This is a genomic window from Porphyromonas bobii, assembly GCF_943169685.1.
GTDB classification, from domain to species: domain Bacteria; phylum Bacteroidota; class Bacteroidia; order Bacteroidales; family Porphyromonadaceae; genus Porphyromonas; species Porphyromonas pasteri.
The window spans coordinates 185,629-207,783 of record NZ_CALPBU010000004.1 but is presented as its reverse complement, the minus strand read 5'-3'; the positions used below and the strand labels follow the sequence as shown (position 1 = coordinate 207,783).

19 protein-coding genes are annotated in these 22,155 nt (G+C 56.2%); 5 read left to right on the top strand and 14 right to left on the bottom strand.

The features are described from left to right. Positions 1-12: 12 nt before the first annotated feature. Together mraY and KO088_RS05580 are read left to right on the top strand one after the other, a co-directional pair. Positions 13-1,281 carry a phospho-N-acetylmuramoyl-pentapeptide-transferase gene (mraY, locus tag KO088_RS05585; RefSeq protein ID WP_215493923.1) on the top strand — a complete coding sequence of 423 codons (1,269 nt, stop codon included), beginning with the start codon at positions 13-15 and terminating at the stop codon, positions 1,279-1,281. A 16-nt stretch (positions 1,282-1,297) separates the two neighbouring features. Beyond that, positions 1,298-1,897, top strand: a complete 600-nt coding sequence (locus KO088_RS05580; protein WP_215493922.1) for a DUF3109 family protein — start codon at positions 1,298-1,300, stop codon at positions 1,895-1,897. Positions 1,898-2,288: 391 nt separating this feature from the next. Here the strand turns inward: KO088_RS05580 and KO088_RS05575 are convergent, their stop codons facing one another. Continuing rightward, complete coding sequence (locus KO088_RS05575) at positions 2,289-2,927, bottom strand: OmpH/Skp family outer membrane protein (protein WP_215493921.1); 639 nt, start codon at positions 2,925-2,927, stop codon at positions 2,289-2,291. 59 nt (positions 2,928-2,986) lie between these two features. Continuing rightward, complete coding sequence (locus KO088_RS05570; protein WP_215493920.1) at positions 2,987-3,202, bottom strand: hypothetical protein; 216 nt, start codon at positions 3,200-3,202, stop codon at positions 2,987-2,989. Between the two features lie 222 nt (positions 3,203-3,424). Between KO088_RS05570 and KO088_RS05565 the strand changes: the two genes are divergently transcribed. Then, positions 3,425-4,882: an aminoacyl-histidine dipeptidase gene (locus KO088_RS05565; protein ID WP_009432290.1), complete on the top strand. Its 1,458-nt coding sequence runs from the start codon at positions 3,425-3,427 to the stop codon at positions 4,880-4,882. A gap of 411 nt (positions 4,883-5,293) precedes the next feature. Here KO088_RS05565 and KO088_RS05560 read toward each other — a convergent pair whose 3' ends face one another. The 12 genes from KO088_RS05560 to KO088_RS05505 form a co-directional block, all read right to left on the bottom strand. Continuing rightward, positions 5,294-5,758 carry a hypothetical protein gene (locus KO088_RS05560; protein ID WP_215493919.1) on the bottom strand — a complete coding sequence of 155 codons (465 nt, stop codon included), beginning with the start codon at positions 5,756-5,758 and terminating at the stop codon, positions 5,294-5,296. A gap of 25 nt (positions 5,759-5,783) precedes the next feature. Then, positions 5,784-7,628, bottom strand: a complete 1,845-nt coding sequence (locus KO088_RS05555; protein WP_215493918.1) for a leucine-rich repeat protein — start codon at positions 7,626-7,628, stop codon at positions 5,784-5,786. A gap of 15 nt (positions 7,629-7,643) precedes the next feature. Beyond that, positions 7,644-9,509 carry a hypothetical protein gene (locus KO088_RS05550; protein ID WP_215493917.1) on the bottom strand — a complete coding sequence of 622 codons (1,866 nt, stop codon included), beginning with the start codon at positions 9,507-9,509 and terminating at the stop codon, positions 7,644-7,646. A gap of 11 nt (positions 9,510-9,520) precedes the next feature. Beyond that, positions 9,521-10,561 (bottom strand): hypothetical protein, encoded by a 1,041-nt coding sequence (locus KO088_RS05545; protein ID WP_215493916.1) that lies wholly within the window; start codon positions 10,559-10,561, stop codon positions 9,521-9,523. Next, on the bottom strand, positions 10,558-11,967 hold the full coding sequence (locus KO088_RS05540) for a DUF4374 domain-containing protein (protein WP_215493915.1): 1,410 nt from the start codon (positions 11,965-11,967) through the stop codon (positions 10,558-10,560). Before KO088_RS05540 ends, KO088_RS05545 begins: the two co-directional genes overlap by 4 nt. A gap of 19 nt (positions 11,968-11,986) precedes the next feature. Next, the gene (locus KO088_RS05535; RefSeq protein ID WP_215493914.1) at positions 11,987-13,708 is read right to left on the bottom strand and encodes a hypothetical protein; all 1,722 of its coding nucleotides are present in this window, start codon (positions 13,706-13,708) and stop codon (positions 11,987-11,989) included. Between the two features lie 10 nt (positions 13,709-13,718). Beyond that, positions 13,719-16,190: a TonB-dependent hemoglobin/transferrin/lactoferrin family receptor gene (locus KO088_RS05530; protein WP_215493913.1), complete on the bottom strand. Its 2,472-nt coding sequence runs from the start codon at positions 16,188-16,190 to the stop codon at positions 13,719-13,721. A gap of 9 nt (positions 16,191-16,199) precedes the next feature. Continuing rightward, complete coding sequence (locus tag KO088_RS05525; RefSeq protein ID WP_044115241.1) at positions 16,200-16,778, bottom strand: hypothetical protein; 579 nt, start codon at positions 16,776-16,778, stop codon at positions 16,200-16,202. A gap of 13 nt (positions 16,779-16,791) precedes the next feature. Next, a complete protein-coding gene (locus KO088_RS05520; protein ID WP_215493912.1) occupies positions 16,792-17,985 on the bottom strand; it encodes a hypothetical protein in 1,194 nt (397 codons plus the stop codon). 630 nt (positions 17,986-18,615) lie between these two features. Further along, positions 18,616-19,401, bottom strand: a complete 786-nt coding sequence (locus KO088_RS05515; RefSeq protein ID WP_215493947.1) for a TrmH family RNA methyltransferase — start codon at positions 19,399-19,401, stop codon at positions 18,616-18,618. Beyond that, complete coding sequence (locus KO088_RS05510; protein ID WP_215493911.1) at positions 19,391-20,149, bottom strand: biotin--[acetyl-CoA-carboxylase] ligase; 759 nt, start codon at positions 20,147-20,149, stop codon at positions 19,391-19,393. Before KO088_RS05510 ends, KO088_RS05515 begins: the two co-directional genes overlap by 11 nt. Before the next feature lie 38 nt (positions 20,150-20,187). Beyond that, positions 20,188-20,562 carry an MmcQ/YjbR family DNA-binding protein gene (locus tag KO088_RS05505; RefSeq protein ID WP_215493910.1) on the bottom strand — a complete coding sequence of 125 codons (375 nt, stop codon included), beginning with the start codon at positions 20,560-20,562 and terminating at the stop codon, positions 20,188-20,190. A 94-nt stretch (positions 20,563-20,656) separates the two neighbouring features. Here KO088_RS05505 and KO088_RS05500 point away from each other — a divergent pair, with 94 nt between their 5' ends. Next, positions 20,657-21,250, top strand: coding sequence for a non-canonical purine NTP diphosphatase (locus KO088_RS05500; protein WP_215493909.1), 594 nt, complete (start codon positions 20,657-20,659; stop codon positions 21,248-21,250). Positions 21,251-21,279: 29 nt separating this feature from the next. Further along, positions 21,280-22,032, top strand: a complete 753-nt coding sequence (locus tag KO088_RS05495; protein WP_215493908.1) for a lysophospholipid acyltransferase family protein — start codon at positions 21,280-21,282, stop codon at positions 22,030-22,032. Positions 22,033-22,155: the final 123 nt, after the last annotated feature.

The following is a 22,155-nucleotide window of genomic DNA, read 5'->3' as shown; positions in this document are numbered from 1 at the left end:
CTACACACGATTATGATTTATCACCTTTTTGAGTACTTGACCCGTCAGGGTATTGCCTTACCTTTCTCACGTCTCTTCACCTACGTCTCCTTCCGTGTGGGCTTAGCGCTCATCGTGGCGCTCCTGATCAGCACGATCTGGGGGAGCAAGGTCATTGACTTCCTCCGTCGTAAGCAGATCGGCGAGCTGGTGCGTGACCTCGGTCTCGAAGGCGAACAGACGAAGAAGGGCACCCCCACGATGGGTGGTGTCATCATCATCATGGCGATCCTGGTGCCTACGCTCCTCTTTGCGCGACTGGACAATATCTACGTCATCCTGATGATCATCACGACGCTCTTGATGGGGCTTCTGGGCTTTGCTGATGACTATATCAAGGTATTCAAGAAGGATAAGAACGGCCTGAAGGAGCACTACAAGATCATCGGGCAGGTCGTCCTCGGCCTCATCGTCGGTGTGACGCTCTACCTCAGCCCCTCGGTCGTCATCAAGCGCAATAGCGAGATCGTCCGTGAGGGCGGTGTGCGTGAGATTCGCTTCGAGACCACCGATACCAAGAGCCTCGAGACCTCTATCCCCTTCCTCAAGGCCAATAACCTCGATTACTCTGAGATCCTCCCCATTTCTGATCCAGGGGTGAAGAAGATCGTCGGGGTGACCATCTTCATCATGATGACGGTCGTCGTCGTCATGCTCCTCTCCAATGGTGTGAACCTCACCGACGGCGTCGATGGCTTGGCCTCGGGTTCGTCGGCTATTGTCGGGGTGGTGCTGGGGGTCTTTGCCTACGTCTCCTCACACCACGATATGGCGGGCTACCTGAATACGATGTTTATCCCAGGGGCCGAAGAGCTGGTTATCTTCGCCGCTACGCTCGTCGGGGCGACGGCAGGCTTCCTCTGGTACAACTCCTATCCCGCACAGGTCTTCATGGGCGACACGGGTAGTCTGGCACTCGGTGGTATCATCGGTGTCTTCGCTATCCTCATCCGCAAGGAGCTTCTGCTGCCCATCCTCTGCGGTATCTTCATCGCCGAATTTACCTCTTCCTTCATCCAGCGCTTCTACTTCAAGTACACCCGTATGCGTACGGGCAAGGGCGTGCGTGTCTTCAAGATGGCGCCCCTGCATCACCACTTCCAGCTCCCTGGCGGAGCGGCTACGGATAGTATCCTGAAGCGTCCTATCGCTAAGATCCCTGAGGCCAAGCTGACGATGCGCTTCTGGCTCATCGGCATTCTGCTGGCTGTGGTGACCATCGTCACGCTGAAGATCCGATAATAGGAGGGCCTGCCGAGTGATCCAAATAGAAGATAAGATCGTCAGTCAAGACCTCTTCGACGTACTCTTCGTCTGCGACTACGACACCTGCAAGGGGGAGTGCTGTGTCGAAGGCGATAGCGGTGCGCCGCTGGAGGAGGGCGAAGCGGAGCAGCTCCGCCAGTGCCTGCCCCATGTGCGTCACCTCCTCTCTCCTGCGGCCCTCAAGATCATCGAGGAGCAGGGCGTCAGCTACCTCGATGAAGATGGCGACGAGGTGACCTCTATCGTGAATGGGCGTGACTGCGTCTTCACCACCTACGACGAGCAGGGACGCTGTGCCTGCGCCCTCGAGAAGGTCTATGGCGAAGGGAAGACGGACTTCATCAAGCCCATCAGCTGTCAGCTCTATCCCGTGCGCCTGACGAAGTACCCCACCTTCACGGCGGTGAACTACCATAAGTGGTCGATCTGCAAGTGCGCGCTCAAGCTCGGGCGCAAGCTCCAGGTACCCGTCTATCAGTTCCTGCGTGCACCGCTCGTCCGCGCCTTTGGCGAAGAGTTCTACACGCAGCTGGAGGAGGTCGCAGCCCTCTTGAAGGCCGAGCGCGAAGAGGCGAAAGCGAGCCAGAACTAAGCTTCTCCCTCGCACCTCCCCATACAGACTCATACGCATCGCCCCGTGATTCAAGTCCTGAATCACGGGGCGATGTCTTTGTTTTGGGGGGGCGTGTGCAGGCGGCTTCTACAAGGTCTGGATAGCTCCTTCTCTGGTAGCTGGTCTCTCCTTCTTGTGGAGGGGGGCTATGAACCTATATAGGTCACTGCTCCGATCTATATAGGTTCGCGTCGTGACCTATATAGCTTCACATCGCGACCAATATAGGTCAGCTCATCAATCTATATAGGAATAGACCGCCATCCTATATAGGGTGGGGGTGTAGATCCAAATAATAAGGGGGAGCAGCGTGATGCTGCTCCCCCTTTATGCGGTGTACCTTGGGGCGATGAAGCCCGTCGGGGTGATACTACTTCTTAGCGGTAGAGTCCGCCTTAGCCTGGACGCCTTCGCCAGCGTTGTAGTGCTCGTTGAGGTACTTGATGAAGTCCTCGGTGATGTCGAGCGCGCCTTCAGCGTAGAGGATGTTGTCGCCGACCTTGGTGAGGATGAGCTTGTAGCGGCCATCCTTGTTGTAGTCCTTGAGCTGCTCGCGGATCGACTTCATCATATCCTCGAGGAGGGACTGCTGCTTGAGAGCGAGCTTTTCGGAGAGCTCAGCGCTGAGAGCCTGGCCTTCCTGCTGCATGCGGATGAGCTTCTGCTGCTCAGCCTGCTGGGCTTCTGCAGAGACGAAAGCGTTGATGCGCATACGGCGCTCGAAGTCGGCTGCAGCCTTCTGGATGGCAGCGCTCTTGCCCTGAAGACGGGTCTGGTGAGCGGCAGCATCCTTCTCGAGAGCTTCCTTGATTTCCTGTGCGAACTTATACTGTGAGGTGACACTGTCCATATTCACAAGAGCAATGGGCAGGCCAGTAGCTTGTACTTCAACGGGAGTGGTGGGGGTAGACTTCTGCTCGGCCTTGTTCCCTCCACAGGAGGAGAGGCAGAGGGAGCTGGTGAGTGCGATGGCGAGTGTGCCGAGGCTTACGAAACCTTTCTTTGTCATAGGTAGATTATGCTTTGTAATGGATATGCGGGGTGGATAGTGGGGGCTATAGAGGTCGCTTACCCCTCGTTCGCAGCGATGCGCTCAGCCAGAGTCTTGTGGCGCTGGGCGTCCTTGTGCTGTGACGTGTGGCACGAAATACCACGCTGCTGCATAGCTCGGTTACCCCCAACGTGTGTGCTGGGGAAGCGCCCGTTCTTCTTGAAGATCACCCCGATAGAGAGGAGGAAGACCACGAGCCCCATAGCGAGGAGTGAGATGAGGAATAGTGACATACTACTCTTTGTCTTTGCCTTTAGAGACTGAAAAGTATGACTGCACCTATGAAGAGTGCTATCGGAAGGAGTGCCATGCTTGTTTTTTATCGTTATATTTGTTGGGAGCAAAGGTACAAGTTTTCGCTGATTAAGGCCTTAAGTGTACTACGAGGGGTACAGAAAAGTGTGGCTTGTCGCCCTGCCAACACATTTACCTATACGTAAACATCAAGTAAAGCAATGGAAATTACAGAGCTGAACCCCAAGATTGTCTGGAAGTACTTCCATGAGATCACACAAGTCCCCCGCCCCTCGAAGAAGGAAGAGAAGATCATCGCTTACCTCGAGAAGTTCGCTAAGGACCACGGTATCGAGTACAAGAAGGATAAGGTGGGCAACATCGTCATGTGCAAGCCTGCTACCCCTGGCTACGAAGACCGTGTCAAGCTCATCCTGCAGAGTCACGTCGACATGGTATGCGAGAAGAACGCTGGTACCGTGCACGACTTCGACAACGACCCCATCCGTACCATCATCGATGGCGAATGGCTCCATGCTGACGGCACCACCCTCGGTGCTGACAACGGGATCGGCTGTGCTGCACAGCTCGCCGTCCTCGCCTCGGACGACATCGAACACGGGCCTATCGAAGCCCTCTTCACCATCGACGAAGAGACCGGTATGACCGGTGCCTTCGCCCTCCAGCCTGGCTTCCTCACTGGTAAGATCCTCATCAACCTCGACAGCGAGGACGAAGGTGAGCTCTTCATCGGCTGCGCCGGCGGTAAGGGTATCGTCGCTACCTTCAAGCCCGAGTACAAGGCTGCTCCTCAGGATCTCGTATGGCTCCGTGCCTCCGTCTCTGGCCTCAAGGGCGGTCACTCTGGTGGTGAGATCCACGTCGGCCTCGGCAACGCTAATAAGCTCCTCACGCGCTACCTCTACGCTCTCGAGAAGAACCTCGACTGGTGCCTCGCTGAGATCGGTGGCGGTAACCTCCACAACGCTATCCCCCGCGAAGCTCACGCGCTCATCGGTGTCAAGCCCGCTGACAAGGCTAAGGCTGAGGAACTCCTCCGCGAGCTCGATGCTGCTGTACGCAATGAGCTCAAGGCCGTCGACCCCAAGGTCCGCCTCGATATCGAAGACGCTGCTGCTCCTGCACAGGTCATCGACTGCAAGACGAAGTCCGCTCTCGTACGTGCGCTCTACGCTTGCCCTCACGGCGTACTCGGTATGAGCCACGAGCTGGAAAATCTGGTAGAGACGTCGAATAACCTCGCTTCTATCAAGCAGCGTGACGGCGTCATCCTCGTCGAAACCAGCCAGCGTAGCTCCACAACGAGCCTGCGCGACAGCGCTTCGGAGATGGTAGCCTCTGTCTTCGAGCTCGCTGGTGCTGATGTCAAGGTCACCGACTCTTACCCAGGCTGGAAGCCCAACCCCGACTCTGCTATCCTGAAGGCTTCGGCTGATGCTTATCGCAAGCTCTTCGGCAAGGAAGCAGCTGTCAAGGCTATCCACGCTGGTCTCGAGTGCGGTCTGATCCTCGATGTCTATCCCGACCTCGATATGGTATCCTTCGGTCCTACGCTCCGTGACGTACACTCACCCGCTGAGCGTATCGAGATCAAGACGGTAGACCTCTGGTGGCGTCACCTCCTGCAGGTCCTCAAGGAAATCCCTGCAGCTAAGTAGTCGTCTCTGACACTAAGCCCAATCAAGCAGGCTCCCCCTGTGCGAAGCTTTCGCACAGGGGGAGCTTTTGTTTTTGTATATGGTGAAGTCACTCCCTCTTGAAGCGTAGAGCATAAGGGTATAGAGAAGGGGAGTGCGAACCACTACTACTTCGAGGTGTGAACCAGTAGTGGTCCGCAGCGTGACCAGTAGTGGTTCATAATACAAACCAGTAGTGGTCCGAGTGCAGACCAGTAGTGGTTCGATTGCAAATGACTACTGGTCTGTACTGCGGATCACTATTGCTTCGCGTTTCTCAAGTTGCTCCCACGCCTCACGATGCTTTAGTGATAGCCCACCTACCAGCATAAAAGTAGCGCCCCACTTCCCGCAGAGGGAGGTGGGGCGCCATCATATAGAGGAGGACTGATGCTATGCCTTGCGGTGGAAGATATATCCCTTCAGCGGTTGGGGGGAGAAGGATGGTGTCTTGCTCTCTGGGTCGATGGTGACTAATGCCGTGGTGAAGTTAGCCACGAGCTTAGTCGAGCTGATTTCCGCGCGGAAGTCCTTCAAGAGGATCGCTTCGCCGAAGGGTGTGGTACGGATGATGTCGGTGATGTAGAGCGTCTGCCCCTCGAGGCGATAGGAGGTCGTGTAGCTCATCGTGCGAGGGCTCCCCGAGGGGGTGAGGGTGAAGCGCACTTCGCTGTCACTGACGAAGTCGAGGAGCATCGTCCCCGTCCCCTCAGTCCATAGAGAGCTGGCGAGGCCGCTGGACTTGGGCTCCTGAGGACTACCCTTGCTACAGCTCTGTAGGCCACAGACGAGGATGAGTAAGAGTAAAAGGAGTGGGGTGAGATACCACTGACGCTTGGGGAAGAAGTTGCTTGCCATAGGAGATAAGCGATAGATGGTGGGACTAATGAGTAGCCTCCACGATGTCGAAGAAGAAAGGTGCATAGCCTGCCTGGACGTACGCTGACTTGCACCCGTGTGGGACGATGAGACGCTCGATGCGCCCCTGCTTTGTCGTACGGAAGAAAGCCATAGAGCCCAGTATCGGAGGGGTCTTCCCGAGAGCTCGAACGGTCTCCAGCGATCCGCATAGGGCGAAGGCCTGATCATCGATGCGCTGAAGGCTCTCTGGAAGCGTGATCTCAGGGAGGCTGCTGGCGTAGAAGGCCAGCGGGCCGATGGTGCGTAAGCGCTGGGGGAGCGTGACGGACTCTTGGATCTGTGCGGAGAAGAAGGCCGCTTCGCCTATGCTCCGAAGTGTAGAGGGGAGGAGGAGCTGCTTGATATGGAGTGCCGTCCTCAGGTCGATCTGCTGATTGCTGATGAAGTAGCCATAGGCTCCAGCAGCCAGTGCGCGTGCTCCGAGCGTCTCGAGCCCCTCAGGCAGGCGGAGTGTCTTGGCCTGGATCGTGGAGAGCGGGCCCTTATCCAGATTGGGGTGCTGGATGAAGAAGGTGCTACTGAGTGTGGTGATGGCTGAGGGTCCAGCAAAGGTGATATCATCGAAGCGCCCGGTAAGGGTGACGGCCTTCAGCGATCGGGGGAGGGTAAGCGGACTACTGAGCTCCAAGAGCGCTCGCAGCTCCTCGAGGCCATCGGGGAGTACAAGCTCATCCTTTACAGAGGAGATCTTCAGATCATCCTCCCCGCCTGTCAGCTCCACGAAGAGCTTCGGCTGATCACAGTAGAGGCGCTTGAGGCTCTTGGGGAGGTGGAGTTGCTCCGTAGCGAACTCTCCGAGCTCGATCTTCTCATAGCCTTCGGGGAAGGTGAGGCTGGTGTAGATGAAGCTCAGCCCGAAGCTGATGAGTCCCTTTAGCCCGCGAGGTAAGGTCAGTGCCTTGATCGTGAGGCCTGATGCGAAGGCCGAGGGGAGGATATCGTCTTCTACAGCTACCGGGGTAGGCTCGGGGTCACTGAAGAAGCGCTTCTTAGGGAGGACAGTGCGACCGCCACTGACGATGCGTGTATCGGAGAGATCGAGGGCATCAATGCGGGCATTCTGCTCGCTGAAGAAGAGTAGGTCGGAGCCATTGATCGGGCCATGGACGATGATCTTGGAGAAGTAGGGCATCTCCTTAGCGACCATGGGTAGGAGCCCTGGGACCTTCTGCGTCAGCTCCAGCACTCCATCTGTGTAGGTGTAGGTAGGGGCTGCGTGGTGGCGTACCGTCACAGCTACCGAGTCCTCAGAGAAGAAGCCTGAGAGGGGATTGCCCAGGCGTACATAGACGGTCGTCTCACCATCAGTGAGCCCGCGTACCCGCCCCTCGCTATCGACTGAGGCGATGGAGGGATCGGCGACACTCCATGAGAGTGCCTCTGTAGGCTTGTAGTCTTCGGGGAGGAAGCGGTAGGGGAGCGTGTAGGTCTCGAGGGGATTGATCGTGATCGAGCGGTCACGCAGGTAGACCCCAGAGGAGATGAGGGTGAAGTGGTGGCTGGCTCGCACGCGCTTGCCCCCTGACTGGAGCGAGGTCACGAGGACCGTAAGCTCGCCCTTGCGTAGGGGCTTCAGTACGCCCCCGTACTGGATGGATGCGATGCTAGCGTCGGAGACACTCCATGAGAGACGTGGGGACTCGACTCGAGGAGTAGAGGTGACCGAGAGGTGGTACTCCCTACCCGTATAGAGGGTGTCGGAGCCTAAGGAGGCTATCGTGAGCGTCTCGATGGCAGGATCCTCCTGTGAGCAGGAGAGAAGGGAGAGGATGGCGAGGAGCGCCGTGAGGGCGATGCGGTAGTTCATACGTGCTGAGCGTGCTTAGTGCGTCTGACGGATGGTGAAGATGATGGGGGATAGACCTTCGCCTGTCGGGGGGATAAGGCGTATCTGGGTGCTACGATCAGCTCCACTCGTATTCTTATCCAAGTAGAAGGCGATCGAGCTGACATAGCCCGTCTCGGGGTCTATCCCGAGCTCTGCCTGGATCCAGCCACTGCGTGCCTGAGGCTTGGTGATCTGGATCTGCTCCTGTGAGAGATTGGTGATGAGGGCGATCGTGGCGACGACCATCTTGCTGCTCTCATCGTCGGGGAGCGCTGCCAGATCAAGAGTGGTGTCTTCGCTGGTGGCGAACTCATATACTCCCGTGAAGGGCGCTTGCTCACAAGTGAACTGCAGAGGAGCCAGCTTCGGCCCGATATATTCGCTCCATACATACGTGCCATAGGTGGCGGTGATGGAGAAGCGTCGGATGGTGCGTAGCGGGTTAGCTGTGACACGTATCCCCTTGAGATTCGTTAGATCGGGGTAGTCGATAGTCGAGCCCTCGGGGACAGGGAGTTCCGCTCCCCAAGAGCGCTCGGGGAGGGTGACGAAGGTAGGACGAATCCACTCTATATCATCAAAGTGAAGGTTCGTCCGGTAGCTGAGGGCAAATTCGGATGCTTCAGCTGGAAGGGTGATACGCTCCTCGCTCTTGCTGTGCTGGCTGTGGAGATAGAGATGGCGGTTGTGGTTGGGTAGCTGGAGGAATCCCCAAAGCTTCTGATCGTTCGCATCATTGGTGATACAGTAGACGAGACTGAAGCCCTTGCTCATCGAGAGTGAGAGATCGAGGAAGTCTGCACTCGTCGTGGTCTGCCCTGTGAGGGTGACTCCACCTGGACTCTTGATGAGGCGGAAGTAGCGCTGTAGTGCTGGACGCTCCATCTGATAATCCTGCGTATCGATGGCGTATTGCCAGAAGGGACTACGATACTTCTCGCGGTAGTCTGGCATCACCTCGCCATCGCCATTCCGCTCTATCTGCCCCTCGAGGTTGTGACTGTCGACATAGACAGTGAGGTGGAGCTTGCTCAGCGGTAGATCGGTCTTCAGCGGAATAGAGATCTGCTGGGGAAGCATCCCAAGGCTTGTGAACATCTGCTCGGGGTGCGCAAACGAGACGGTAGAGTGCCCCAGCTGGAGGTAGTCAAAGGAGATCTTTTGGTCTGCGAACTGAGCATCAGCGAGCGTGATACGTACTCGGCGCTGTGCCATACTCGTCGGGATCGCATCTGCACGGAGGCTGATACCCCAGCTATCCCCTGTCTTGATGATCTGTAGGTCGTGCACCCAATCGCTCGAGCCTTCACCGTAGTCATAGCTTATGCGTAGCTGATCGCCGGAGAGGTTGGTGCGGAAGAGTATGGGGTCGGTATGGGTCCCTCCAGTGGCGGAAAGAGGTATCGTGTAGATCTTCTCTTTGTTGCTATAGTATGTGCTCAAGGGGAAGCCCAAGACAGGGATATAGGGGAAGAGATACCTATCGGTAGCCAGTGATTCGTCTGCCTCCTGACGGATCGTGATACGGCGGGCTGCCTGGCGCCCTCCTCGCTCAATGATCTGGAGGATGAGTTCTGCTTGGCGGGCGAAGGGCGTACTATTGCGCGCAGCGTAGACGAGGAGCTGACCACGACGAAGCTCTGTCTCGATCCAGTCCTCAGCCTCGGTGATCTGTAAGCGCTCATCGGTGACCGAGGAGGAAAAGGGTATATATAGCGTATCCCCTGTACTGCGAGCCGTGAGCTCCAGGCCTTTGCCTCCATCATTGAGGTCAAGCTGCGGCGTCTCCGTTGTACTACGACAGGCGGAGAGGAGGAGTATCGAGAGGAGGACGAGGAGGTAGGCTTTGACTTTCATCATCATGTGTGTAGCTACTTGGACTTGACCTTGTGTAGGGTAATGTAAGCCGAGATCATCCCTGGCTCAGATATATGGACGAGGGTAGACTCCTCTTCGGCACGTACGAGCTCCATGATCAGGGTGACGTCGTGCCGCGCATAGGTCGTGGCTATCGGGGGGATCACGTCGATCTCGAAGGTGCCAGCATAGTGGTCCGTATCTCCTCGGAAGGGGAAGAGCGGGAAGGTGAGGAGGACCTTGCTCCCAGCGACACGCCACGTCCCCTTATAGATATTGATCCCATACTGCAGGACGGGGAGTGAGCTCAGCAGTACCTGACCATTGCTCTGGAAGCTAAGCTGGTAGCGCGAGAGGAGTGGATAGACATTATATAGGGCGTCATCGATATAGAGGACACGCTTCCAGGTCTCAAGATCGACGCGATAGGAGCCGAGGATGGTACGATAGTCTATTGGGGCTTGGCTAATCGGATTGCGCTCGCTCCAGGATGGGTCGATGACATCGGTCTCCTTGCTCCAGTAGTCATCTTGAGCTCCCTTACCCGTCATCAGCGCCGAGAAGCTGTAGTCGGGATTGACAAAGAAGGCCTCCATGGTGAGCATGTTATTCAATAGGTTGAAGCGACGAATCTTCATCCGATACTCCAGATCTCCCCCGATGGGCGAGCCCACTCGTACAAGGAGCTCTTCGGGGGCCTTGGGGTCCAGAGTCCAGGTACCTGTGTAGTAGAAGATTGTGCTCCCAAACTCCTCGATGACATAGGTGGCATAGACTTGCCCTGTCTTAGAGAGATAGAGGGAGTTGAGATGCTTGCCTGCTACGTTGAGTATGGGTCGGGCTGCAGCGGATAGGTTCCCGAGACTTTGTGGGAGGATCACCTCTTGCTTCTCGTGGTCTATCTTCCACGTCACGCCGATTAGCTTCTCCAGGGTGAGTGAAGAGGGGAACTGGATGCGACTCTTCTGTCCCGAGGGATCGGTCGGGAGATCATTGGTGCAGGCGGTGATGAGTGCAAGGAGTAGCGCAAGGAGGTAGGGGCGTCTGCTTATCATCGGGGCTGAGGTGTGAGGGTGATCTTCTTGAAGTCGGCGACATAGCCACTTTGTAGGGCTACGGAGAAGGCTGGCGTGGCGAGGCCTGTGGCGACATCGTAGGTATAGTATCCGTTGTAGGGAGCTTCGCTACTTGTACGGACATAGCGCAGATAGAGGCGCCCGTCGATGACCGTAGCGATATTCACACCCTGACGGAAGGCCGAAGAGGGGCGTAGTGACGCTATCGGCTCTGCATGGCGTGTTGCCAAATCGATGGTGTAGTACTGCCACTCGTCTTGGGGTATCTCGCTTCTGATAGCTGATAGCTGGTGGGCAGAGACCATCGTTAGGAGTTTGCCTTGGTAGACATAGATCCCGTTGAATCGTGCGGGGTAGCTGAGGCCAAGATCCGAGATCTTTACCTGCCAGTCGGGGTCTACTTCATGGCTACCATGGCGGATACGATAGATGAGAGAGTTCTGATAGAAGCCGAGGAGGTCACCTCCTTGGGCAAGGAGGTAGAGGTCGCCAGCTTCGTCATGGGCATATTGTAGGAGCTCGGAGGGAGTGCCGAGACGTCCTGTATTCGGCAGGTAGGAGAGCGAGAGGAGGCGGCCTCCGTTCTTAGCTTCGTAGGCTACGAGGTAGCAGTCTCGAGAGAGGTTGGTATGGGCATCGGACTGGAGCTCTGCATCCATGATCAGTGTCCCTTCGTGCAGTACCATGAGCTTCATCCCCAGGATGAGGCGGGGGAGCTGCTGACCTGATAAAGCAGGAGTCTTCTCGAGGATGAACTGGCGGATACGCTCCTTGTCGGCTTCGGAGATGAGGATCTTTGCTGGGAGCTTCGCCATCGTCTTGGGGTCGAAAGTCGTCACCTCTATGATACGGTCTATAACTGGAGGTTGGATCAGGAAGCCGAGCTGCTCCCCGATGGCGAAGTTTTTCTCCGCTTGACTAAAGCCGTCGGCATCACTCTCGAGGTAGGCTCGCTCGCCGATAGCTTGAGCTGAGGGTGAGAATGTGAGGCGTACGGGATTATTGATGAGGAGATCTCCTTGGGCATGGTTGTTCACCGCATTGGAGTAGCGGTAGATCTGGCCATGAGCCTCCAGCAGGCCACCGCCATCCGAGCCAAAGCGCCCGAAGAGGGTATTCCTCTCAAGGATATTGTTGACTCCATCGGAGGTGGGGAGGTGGTCGAAGTAAGAGATATAGCTCTCCTTGTAGCTGAGCCCCTTCATCGGACCCGCAGGGATCGTCGTACTCTTGTAGGTCATCAGCACATAGCGGTCAGCTCCGAGCATCTCCTCAGTCTCAGACGGGGTGGACGTGGTGTGAGGCGCCTCTTCCTTGCGGCAGCCTCCGAGGAAGAGTGTGAAGACGAATAGCGAGAGTGCTGTATAGCGAGATAGCTTATTCATAGGGAGGTGCATCGGCGGATTATTCTTGCTGGCCAGCGGAAGCATAGTAGATGCGTAGGCCCTCGGGGGCGTTCTTGACGACACAGCCTGGATTGACTGTGATGGAGCTGGCACTTATATTGGCCTTAGTGAGGTGACCGAAGTCAATGTAATCGATCCGACTATTTCGAGAGGTGACGCCCCTGAGGCCTTGGAGATAGACCAAGCCCTTGAAGCCTCGCCACTGCTCTCCGCTGAAGTCAAGGATATTGAAGGCAAACCAGATCTCTCGCTCATCGGTGTGGGGGACGTACTTGCTCGGAGGGAGACTCACCGCCAGTCCATAGACCGAGGCGAACTGACTGCGTAGGTATTCGTGATCCAGGGATGTATGGACAAGATCACGAAGAGTAAGGTTGCCCTTCTTCTTGGCTGAAGGGGGGACGATGATTTGTCCGACTTCCTCGACTTCCACATCGAAGGCAAAGGTGTGGGAGAGACTGGGTGCCGTGAGTGCCTCCGTTGCGCCTGAGAAGAGAACGTGCTGGAGCTGGGGAGTGGTACTTGAATTAAGGGGCGAAAGGTCGATCTCTGGGGCATAGAGATGGAGCAACTCGACCTTCTGGAGTGCGGGGCATTCTGCTAAGGTAAAGCGTACATTACGCCCCCAACTACTGCGTGCTACAGCTCCCTTTTTAGGACGTATGCCGATGGATAGCTCTTGGAGAGCAGGGAGCTTGAGCTTGTCAAAGGAGGCTCGGTCGAAGTCTTGGCGCTCAGCAAAGGTGACCTGTAGTCTCTGTAGCTGAGGAAGCTGATTGCTGAGCTGTGTGATGAAGGTGTTGTCAAAGGGGAGGGGACGATAGCGCAGCCCATCAGCTCCGTAGACGTCACCTGCCTCCACCGTGATAGATAGGGATGTGATGCTCGGACTGACCTTGCCGAGGAGGTCAATATCTCGCAGGCGGACATCCTCGAGATAGAGCGAGGTCGCCTGCTCTACGCCGAGGCTGGAGAGGCTGGAGAAGTAGCTCTTGCTGACGATGAGCTTGAAGCGGGCATCGGGGTGCTGACGTATGGTGAGGTTGGGCGTCCCTGTGACCTGAATCTCTCGGAGCTTAGCGCAGTCGGTGGCATCGACGATGAGTCCATCTTTAGCCCCCTTGATCTGGAGTCTACGCAAATCTTTCAGGCCACGCAGGTCGAGACGCTCCAGTTGTCCCGCTGAGATCTCCAGTGAGGTCGTGCGAGGGTAGGCTGAGAGGTTATAGAGCTCACTCATGTCTCGAGGTACATAGTCCATACCCTCGGGCTGAGAGTAGTTGCCATCCTCAAGGGTGAGGAGGACCAGGCTCGGATCATCTTCGTAGGAGGAGAGGTAGCCATGCTCGAGGAAGTAGGCGATACGCTTCTTTCCATTGAGATACCTCTTGCGATGCTTAGAATCATAGAGGTAGATCAGGTGGGCATCAGCGAACTTCTCCGCTTTGTCTAACACGCTTTGTAGCGAGTCGCGGACCACCTTGTCACTAAGTAGCTCCAGCTCTTGGTGAGCTAAATCGAAGGCCAGCTGGCGAATGTAGGCGTTGGCTCGGCTTTGGATCTCCGCTTGATTCATGTGGAGCCGTCCACCGGCCTCTGGACTTATCTGCCGCTCATCACGAGGCAGAGGCTCGTAGGAGCGGTGGCAAGCGGAGAGGCATAAGAGGGCGCCTAAGAGAAGGAGATAGCTTGCGTAGCGATTGATGATCTTGTCCATCATAGACGAGGGGCTATAGCTTGAATTCGAGAGAGAGGTTGGCATAGCGTCGTGGCTGGGAGAAGCGTATGACGGACTCCAGGCCACCACGGAAGAAGTCGCTGTGCTGGACGAGCATCACGGGACTGATGATCTGGCGGAGGTCATCCCAAAGCCAGTAGCGGGTATCGGTGAGGTTCATGATCGAGGCACGCAGGGTGAAGTGCTTGGCCAGCTTGACGTAGGCGAAGAGGTCTACCGTCACAGCATTCTGAAAGAAGTAGTAGGGGAACTGGCTGATCTGCTCATCACCATAGAAGCTCTTGACGAAGCGTGTCTGGTCGACGTCCTTTGCCTTGAGGAAGTTTGCGCGTAGACTGATACCTGCTCGCTCTTTGGGGAGGTCGTAGTCCAGCCCGAGGACAGCCTTCAGCGGCTGGATCGCAAGCATCGATGTGCCATCGCTGAATCGCCCCTCGGAGTAGTTCAGGGAACCCGTGAGCATGAATTGTCCCGCTCGCTTGAGTTGTGGTAGGAGTTCTTCGAGGAAGAGGCTCGTGCTGAAGTCAATCCCCCAGAGGCGAGCATTCTTCTTATTCTCATTGATCGAGTAGGCGACATCTCTATTCTGCCCATCCAAGAAGACCTTTTGTACGCCATATAGTGGCTCTATATAGTCCTTATAGGTGTTGTAGTAGAAGCTCAGATCGTACGCAAAGTACTTAGGATCAGCTGTGCCGATATGCCACTCATGGTTGAACGATAGCTCACGACGGAGCTTGGGGTTCGATAGTACGAAGAAGGCTGGTGAGAGACTGACGTACTGGAAGAATCGCTCTTGTGAGGTCGGTACGCGGTAGCCTGTGGAGAATTTGTAGCCGACGCTTAGGTAGGGATTGAAGTCATAGCTGATGATCGCCATGGGGGTAAATCCCCATTCTTGTATGCTGACCTTGTCGAAGTCCATCCCAGCCGTCTTGAGATTCCCGATGAGGTATCCCAGATAGTTGAAGTCGTTGTCTCCCTGCCAATCGCGGGTGCGAGAGGAGAAGAGATCGTAGCGTATCCCTAAGTCAAACTTGAGGCGGCCAAGCTGGATCTTATCTGAGAGGGCTACGGAGAGGTTGTCTCGATCGGCTGGGCGCTGGAAGGAGTAGATGTAGGAGCTCTGAGGTAGCTCTTCCCCGAAGCGATAGAATTGCCCCTTGTAGCGCACCCCCTCCCGGTAGGTGTTTAGCGGACGGCTGATGTCGACATTCTTATCTGCAGTATGGTGATGGAGGTAAGAGGCATGTAGCGTGAAGAAGTGATATCCGAGTGCGCCGAAGTCTTGGGGCTTGGAGGTAGCCTTGAGGGCAATAGCTTGGTCGTAGAAGCTCATCCCCTTGAGCAGACGGCGCGTCCCTGCTGGGAGGTAGTTGGGGCGAAAGTTGCTGATCTCGGGGCGGTATATGGAGCTACGTGTATCGGCGTCGAGGAAGGACTGCTGTCCATTGACATAGATATTAAGCTGGTTGAGCCACGAGGATTCGAGTGGGGTGAATCGGTAGTTGACGTCATAGCGACGGGTCAGTACTTGGTCGTGCCCATAGTAGTAGGGCTCGTGCTGTGAGGTGAGCACATAGGCAGGCTCCATGGACCAGACTTCGGAGTCGGTCACTTTGTTTTGGCTATAGTAGGAGGCTGTGAGCTTGTGATCTCCGTGGCGGTAGGCTATCTTGCCGAGGAAGCTCTGCTGCCGATACTCCATCGGGTCGGGGCGGGTAGCGAAGATGCTACGTCGTAGCTCCCCTGTCCCGAAGTTCCGCACCTCATGTCCTGTGCGCTCAGCATAGAGAGCGAGGGCTTCTATCCCCTTATAGACGACTGCACCACCGAGCGAATAGATACGCCCCTTGGCCATGTTGTCTCCACCGATCTTCCCCTGTATCCCATAGATTCGCCCAGGCTCGATCATAGTCTGGGCCTCCTTGGTCTCGAAGTTCACGGCGCCTCCGAGAGCACCAGTGCCGTGCTCGAAGGAGGAAGCCCCCTTCTTGATCTCCACCTTCTTAATGAACTCGGTCTCGAACTGTGGGCGGGCTGAGTTGATGAGTCCATAGGAGCTGAAGACGACGTTCGTCTCCGTCTCGGCCTGTGGTAAGCCATCGACAGAGATGGATACGCGATTCTCATCTACCCCACGTATGGCGAAGCCTTTGTTCCCATAGCGGGATACCGACTCAGAGATACCGACCCCTGGCATGTAGCGTACGAAGTCCTTCGTCGAGAGGATGAACTGCCGGCTGATATCGCGGTCGGAGACGACCTCTCGGCCGATCTCTTTCTTCTGTACCTTCTTCTCTCGCTTCTTGTCCTTGACATTGACCTCTTTGATGACGTAGGTACGGCGCACGGTCGTATCGGTCTTGCTCTTAGCTGGCTCCTGCTGCTGGGCGAGGGTAGGTAGGGTCGCAAGCAGGCTGAGTGAGAGGATGCTGGGCACGAGCGTATATCTTGTCTTCATGGGGGCGTATCAGTTGCGGTAATAGGTCAGGTGATAGAGGGGCTCGATGCTGATGCCGAGAGGCTTGTCGAGATAGCTCTGGCGCTCATCGACGCTGACGCGCTTGCCATCAGGCAGAGTGAAGGCTTTGAGGCGGAGGATGAAGCGGTCTTGACTCTGACTCGTGCTCCCCTGACGCTTCAGCAGGGTCTCGGCATCTATGACTATCGGCTCCGTGAAGATCGGACTGCGCAAGAGTGCCCCACGGAAGGTGAGCTTGTCCAGCTGCGTCTGATACTCATAGATACAGCCTCCGAGGTCTATCGTTGCCGAGCGATTCTGCCCATCGTAATAGAGCAGGAGTGGGAGCTGTGCCGTACCGTCGATACTGACCTCATTATTGTTGCCAAAGATGATGTAGCGGTCATAGTCATCGAGCTTGAAGGTGCGGAAACGCAGGACTTCGTTGTCGGCAATACTGGGATCTTGCTTGATATTGATGTAGTTCTCCTCGTGCTCCAGCTCGCGCTTGAAGCAACTTTGTAGGCCAGCCGATAGGGCGCTTATGAAGAGGATGATCTGGAGGATATGTCGTGTCGGTGTCATCATAGCTCGTCGGTACTTAGGGTGCGGGACGGAAGCTCACAGGGCCAGCCCATACATAGTTGGGGGCATAGTTTCGCACCAGGATCGTGCCCCAATGCTGGCGCTCGTCGTAGATACTATAGAAGAGGTAGGGGTCGAGTGGCCCTTCCTGTCCCGTGTCGCCCAAGCCATATTCGTAGCGGGGGATAAGTTGGCGAGGGCTGTCCTTGTACTTGGCTTGGTCGTACTCGAGGGTGATAGCGATGGTATAGCGACTGCTCTTGGGGTAGTCCGTGGAGGTCTTGAGTGGAAGGATGAGCGTCAGATAGCGCTCACCGAAGTAATACCTCTGTCCCGTGGGCTCCATCGGGCCATTGAGCACGGCAAAGATCGAGTTGTCAATGCCACGCCCTCTACCCTCAAAGGACTTGAAGATCTCCCCGCGCTGGTAGCCGTAGGTGAAGGAGTAGTAGCTCGTGGGGAGCTGAAGAGAGTCCAGCTGTAGCTGATGGTCTCGCCCGAAGGTGATCTTCCCCTCGAAGAGCTTCTCCACAGTGTAGGGGATTCGGAGGGTGTAGCCTGAGTCCTCACCACGCTTGTATGCCTCCTGATGCCATACCTTCCCCTCAAGCTCGGCCTCGCGACCCGTGAAGGTCTTATATGATGCCAGCTCTTGGTCTATACGACCGATAGCTCGCTCTTGTACGAAGGTGCGGAGCTGCTCCTCCTTCTGCTGGTCTCGCAGCGCATAGCTCGGAGCTTCCTTCTCGAGGAACTGTCGGAGCTCCCCCTCAAGAGCGGAGCGGATCTGAAGAAGTACGGTGGGGTCTGTAGCTGGATATTCCTCTGACGCGGAGCCAGCTGAGCCTAGGCGAATCATCGTCTGGAAGTGGTCGAAGTGCTCACTTGCCAAGAGGGTCTGCAGAGAGTGCGCACGCAAGCTGAAGCTGAGAGCCTTGCGAACGTAGGTGACCTGGCTGTAGAAGAATGGATCGCTGCTCAAGGTGCCAGCTGAGACTCCTCTGTGGAGGTAGAGCTCTTCCAATCCCCGCTCCACACCGAGAGGATCGGTGAATGCGCTGGTGAAGAGGCTGTCTATCCGATGAGCAAGCAGACCTTTCTGCTGCAGTTGTTGCTCATAGAGCTCCTTGCCCGGGTCATGACCTGACTCATGACAGCTGCAGAGCAAGAGTAAGAGCGATAGCATCAGGGGGAGGTGGCGTACGCTCATATTTGTTTGCAATTGTTTATACTTCATGCAGATATCCTGCGCTATAAATGGTTGACACAAAGAAATGCTGAATCTCACCTACCCGCAATCCTCGTTAGTAGGTAGTTTTCTTCGGGAGCCTACCCATTTATGGTGAATGTTGGGGTGAAGAATGGGATGAGGGAGAGCTTATTAGATGAAATAGCACCTTACAGCTCTTTACATTGGGCGTCCCTTTGTAAAGGGCTCCTTCTTTGTCTGCACCATACACGTCTTAGGGCGAAGTACTACCTTATTATATGTAGGTATATCTGGGTGTGGATAGAGCTATATAGGAGGGCGGCGAAAGCTATATAGCTTTGGACTGATTCCTATATAGCTTTGTGAAGTGACCTCTATTAGGTTGTTGCTTCGCGCAGGGATAAAAGTTGTGGACGAGTGGCAGAAAAGTTTGGGCTACATACGTGGCTCTAATATCTACGTGCGTGGATCTTTGGATTTACGTGCCTGGTCTTTAAGACTACGTGCATAGATAGAAGAATACCACTGCGGGAAGATGCTCTTTATACCCCACATACGAATAAATTTGCCCCCCACTACATCCTGTGTAGATGCAGTGGGGGGCAAGCTGATGAGGTGGTGGCTGCAGCCTTAGAGACGGCGGCGGAGCTCACCGAGGAGGAGCGCCGTGGCGATGGCTACATTGAGGGATTCGGTATGGGAGTTCTCCGCTGGATAGGGCGGGATCGTGATGCGGCGATCGATGTGCGGCTCCAGATCGGGGTGGATGCCTTGACCTTCGTTGCCCATAATGAGTAGCACGGGCTTGTCCTTCCCCGAGGGAAGCTCCGTCGTGTAGAGGTCTTCGCCCCCGAGGAAGGTGCCGAGGCGTGGCCCCGAGAAGCCCTTGAGGAAGGTGAGTGTATCGCTTAGGCGATGGATCTTGACGCGGGTGAGTGCACCCATCGTGGCCTGTACGACCTTCGGCGCGAAGGGATCGGCGGTGCCTGGAGCGAGGTAGAGGTGCTCGATGCCGAACCAGTCCGCCGTTCGGATGATCGTACCGAGGTTCCCTGGATCTTGGATGCGATCAAGGAGCAGACTGACACCCGAGGCAATGGGACTTCCCTCGTCCTCTTGGGGAAGGGCGAAGACCCCAAGAAGGGGCTGAGGCTGGCGCTGCGAACTCACACGCCCCCAGTCGAAGCTCTCGGGCACGACCTCGATGCGCTTGGGGCGGAGGGCTTGCGGTAGCTTGTCGAGCTGTCGGCCGATGTCACGTGCCGTCTCTTCATCAGCAAGAAGAAGCTCACAGGGGAAGGCGCCGAGCATCTCCCCTGTGAGCTTAATTCCCTCGGCGATGAAGCGCTGCTGCGATGAGCGACCCTTGGCATCGTGGAGGCTGCGGATGTCCTTGATCTCTGCCTTACTCAGCATCGAAGCGGACTTCCTTGAAGGCATAGGCACGCTCCCAGCCATCCTCACGCTGTAGGACGAGGCGGCCTTCGGGAGTGACGTCCTTGATCTGTGCGCGGAACTGCCCCTGGATATCGGTGAATAGGAAGAAGCCGTCTCTGCGATACAGATACTTCATATAGTGGCGGTGCACATCTTGGTAGCGACCGAGGAGGAAGTCGGGGAGCAGCTGTGAGAGCTCGCTATGCAGACGGATGAGGACTTCCATCGGCTCGAGGCTTCTGCCCGTGATCATACGTAGGGAGATAGCTGAGGGGAGCTCGGGTGGGAAGGCTTCGTCATTGATATTCATCCCGATGCCGATGACCGAGTAGTCTACTCGGGTCCCCGTGAGGCTGTGCTCGATGAGGATACCAGCGAGCTTGCGGTCGCCGTAGAAGATATCGTTGGGCCACTTGACGCGGAGCTGCTGCTTCTGGTCGTCGGTCATGTAGGAGGCGAAGGTGCGCATCACTGCCCAGGCTGCCAGCTCCGAGACGGCGAACTGCTGCTTGCCCTGCAGCATATCGGAGCGCAGGAGGATGGAGAAGGTCAAGCTATCTCCTGGGCGCGAGGTCCAGGTATTGCCTCGCATACCACGCCCTGCCGTCTGCTGGCGGCATACGACGGTGTGGAGCTGAGGGAGGTCACGCCCCGAGGCGATCTGACCTGTGAGATAGGTATTCGTGCTGTCTACCTGGTCGATGAATTCAAGCAGTGAAGTATCCATGTGCTTAGGTAATATTGAGGGTGGGTGAATAGGTGGGGTTAGTCTTCTTCGGGTAGGGGAGTGATACCGAGCTCAGTGCGTACCCGCTTGGTGAGCTTAGCTGAGGCCTCATTCCACGAGTGGCGGATGAGGGAGCTGAGGAGCTTCGGTGGGAGGTGCTGATCGAGGAGCAGGGTATTCCAGTACTTTTTGTTGAGGTGGAAGCCTGGTATGATGGCAGGGTAAGCAGCTCGGAGATCCTCCGCTCTGTCGGGGTCGCACTTGAGCGAGAGCCGTGGCTCGCCCCCGTCTGGAGCCATGATAGCGAAGACGCGATCCACGACTTTATATACGATACATCCGTCCCCAAAGGGCATACTCTCACTGCTGTGAGGGAGCGAGAGACAGTAGTCGCGCAGCTGCTCAATGTCCATAGATATGTTTATTATCCCTAAATTTGCCTCACTTATGAAGCCTGACTGGTGAGTTCTCAAGCTCTATGTGAGGCTGTGCTTATGAAACAAATGTATGAAAAAGCTGGTATTTGCGAGCAATAATGCCCATAAGCTGGAGGAGGTCCGTGCCCTCTTCTCTGGACGTCTGGAGGTGGTCAGTCTCGCTGACATCGGGTGTCACGAGGAGATCCCTGAGACCGCCGATACCCTGGAGGGGAATGCCCTCATCAAGGCGCATCACGTCTGGGAGCGCTACGGACTCTATTGCTTTGCCGATGATACGGGGCTCGAGGTCGAGGCTCTTGACGCAGCTCCTGGAGTCTACTCTGCGCGCTTCGCAGGGGAGCATGCTACCTTCGAAGAGAATGTTGCTCTCCTGCTGGAGCGTCTCAAGGGGGTACCTGCCCCACGTCGTGCCTGCTTCCGCACCGTCATCGCTCTCATCGACGAATACGGGACGCACTTCTTCGAGGGCGCAGTCAATGGCGAGATCACGCTCGAGCGCTCCGGTGACCATGGTTTCGGCTATGACCCTGTCTTCCGTCCCGAGGGATGTCAGCAGACTTTCGCCGAGCTGAGTAGTGAGGAGAAGAATGCGATGAGCCACCGCGGACGTGCTGTCCAGCGCCTCGCCCGCTATCTCCACGCCTTGCCCCTCGACGAATAGAGACCGACACACAGCATTCCCTTGAGCCTATGAAATCCCTCTCCCTCGGCCGCATCGTCTATCTCATCTATTTCTTCCTGATAGGTGGCCCGCTTTTCGTCTTAGCTACGATTATTTGCTGTCTTACGATCATCGTCGCAAGCTATACAGGGGCTCCAGCATCTTTCATCAGCCGAGCTACTAAGCTCTGGTCATGGACGTGCCTGGCCGTATCGCTGTGCCGTGTCGAGGTGCGTGGGCGAGAGAATCTACCGACATCCGATGCGCCCTGCGTAGTGGTAGCCAACCATCAGAGCGCTTACGATATATTCGTCCTCAATGCCTATATAGGTATCCCCTTCAAGTGGGTGATGAAGTCCGAGCTACGCCGTCTCCCGCTTGTGGGTAAGGCGTGTGAAGCTGCACACTTCATCTTTGTCGATGAGACGCGTGTCTCTTCTATCGCGCAGACGATCGAGGATGCCAAGAAAGTCCTGGCGACAGGCAACTCTATATTCATCTTCCCTGAGGGAAGTCGTACCGAGACGGGACGTCTTACCCGCTTCAAGAAGGGAGCTTTCGTGATAGCCTCCGAGCTGGATGTCCCCATCCTACCCGTCACGATTGATGGGGCCTTTGAGGTCCTACCGCGTGGTACCTACCTGCCGCATCCACGTCGCGTGGTGCTGACGGTACACCCCGCATTCCACATGAGTGAGCAAGGTACTCCTCCGGCGCATATCCCCGCCTCAGCTCGCCTTGCACAGCAGGTCATTGCCTCGGCTCTGCCCGCTGAAGGGTAGTTCCTCGTAGTGTGAGACATATCTAAAGACTTCTATCATAGCGTGGGCGGAGTGACTCTTGGAGTCGCTCCGCCCACGCTTGTTTTTGGTCTCTCCCCTCCCTATGGGTAGGGGCGCTTTGCT

What these genes read in the sequence shown, in the direction of transcription:
- mraY (WP_215493923.1), top strand. Translation starts at nt 13, where the DNA reads ATGATTTATCACCTTTTTGAGTACTTGACCCGTCAGGGTATTGCCTTA.
- KO088_RS05575 (WP_215493921.1), bottom strand. Translation starts at nt 2,927, where the DNA reads ATGACAAAGAAAGGTTTCGTAAGCCTCGGCACACTCGCCATCGCACTC.
- KO088_RS05570 (WP_215493920.1), bottom strand. Translation starts at nt 3,202, where the DNA reads ATGTCACTATTCCTCATCTCACTCCTCGCTATGGGGCTCGTGGTCTTC.
- KO088_RS05565 (WP_009432290.1), top strand. Translation starts at nt 3,425, where the DNA reads ATGGAAATTACAGAGCTGAACCCCAAGATTGTCTGGAAGTACTTCCAT.
- KO088_RS05560 (WP_215493919.1), bottom strand. Translation starts at nt 5,758, where the DNA reads ATGGCAAGCAACTTCTTCCCCAAGCGTCAGTGGTATCTCACCCCACTC.
- KO088_RS05555 (WP_215493918.1), bottom strand. Translation starts at nt 7,628, where the DNA reads ATGAACTACCGCATCGCCCTCACGGCGCTCCTCGCCATCCTCTCCCTT.
- KO088_RS05550 (WP_215493917.1), bottom strand. Translation starts at nt 9,509, where the DNA reads ATGATGAAAGTCAAAGCCTACCTCCTCGTCCTCCTCTCGATACTCCTC.
- KO088_RS05545 (WP_215493916.1), bottom strand. Translation starts at nt 10,561, where the DNA reads ATGATAAGCAGACGCCCCTACCTCCTTGCGCTACTCCTTGCACTCATC.
- KO088_RS05540 (WP_215493915.1), bottom strand. Translation starts at nt 11,967, where the DNA reads ATGAATAAGCTATCTCGCTATACAGCACTCTCGCTATTCGTCTTCACA.
- KO088_RS05535 (WP_215493914.1), bottom strand. Translation starts at nt 13,708, where the DNA reads ATGATGGACAAGATCATCAATCGCTACGCAAGCTATCTCCTTCTCTTA.
- KO088_RS05530 (WP_215493913.1), bottom strand. Translation starts at nt 16,190, where the DNA reads ATGAAGACAAGATATACGCTCGTGCCCAGCATCCTCTCACTCAGCCTG.
- KO088_RS05525 (WP_044115241.1), bottom strand. Translation starts at nt 16,778, where the DNA reads ATGATGACACCGACACGACATATCCTCCAGATCATCCTCTTCATAAGC.
- KO088_RS05520 (WP_215493912.1), bottom strand. Translation starts at nt 17,985, where the DNA reads ATGAGCGTACGCCACCTCCCCCTGATGCTATCGCTCTTACTCTTGCTC.
- KO088_RS05515 (WP_215493947.1), bottom strand. Translation starts at nt 19,401, where the DNA reads ATGCTGAGTAAGGCAGAGATCAAGGACATCCGCAGCCTCCACGATGCC.
- KO088_RS05510 (WP_215493911.1), bottom strand. Translation starts at nt 20,149, where the DNA reads ATGGATACTTCACTGCTTGAATTCATCGACCAGGTAGACAGCACGAAT.
- KO088_RS05505 (WP_215493910.1), bottom strand. Translation starts at nt 20,562, where the DNA reads ATGGACATTGAGCAGCTGCGCGACTACTGTCTCTCGCTCCCTCACAGC.
- KO088_RS05500 (WP_215493909.1), top strand. Translation starts at nt 20,657, where the DNA reads ATGAAAAAGCTGGTATTTGCGAGCAATAATGCCCATAAGCTGGAGGAG.
- KO088_RS05495 (WP_215493908.1), top strand. Translation starts at nt 21,280, where the DNA reads ATGAAATCCCTCTCCCTCGGCCGCATCGTCTATCTCATCTATTTCTTC.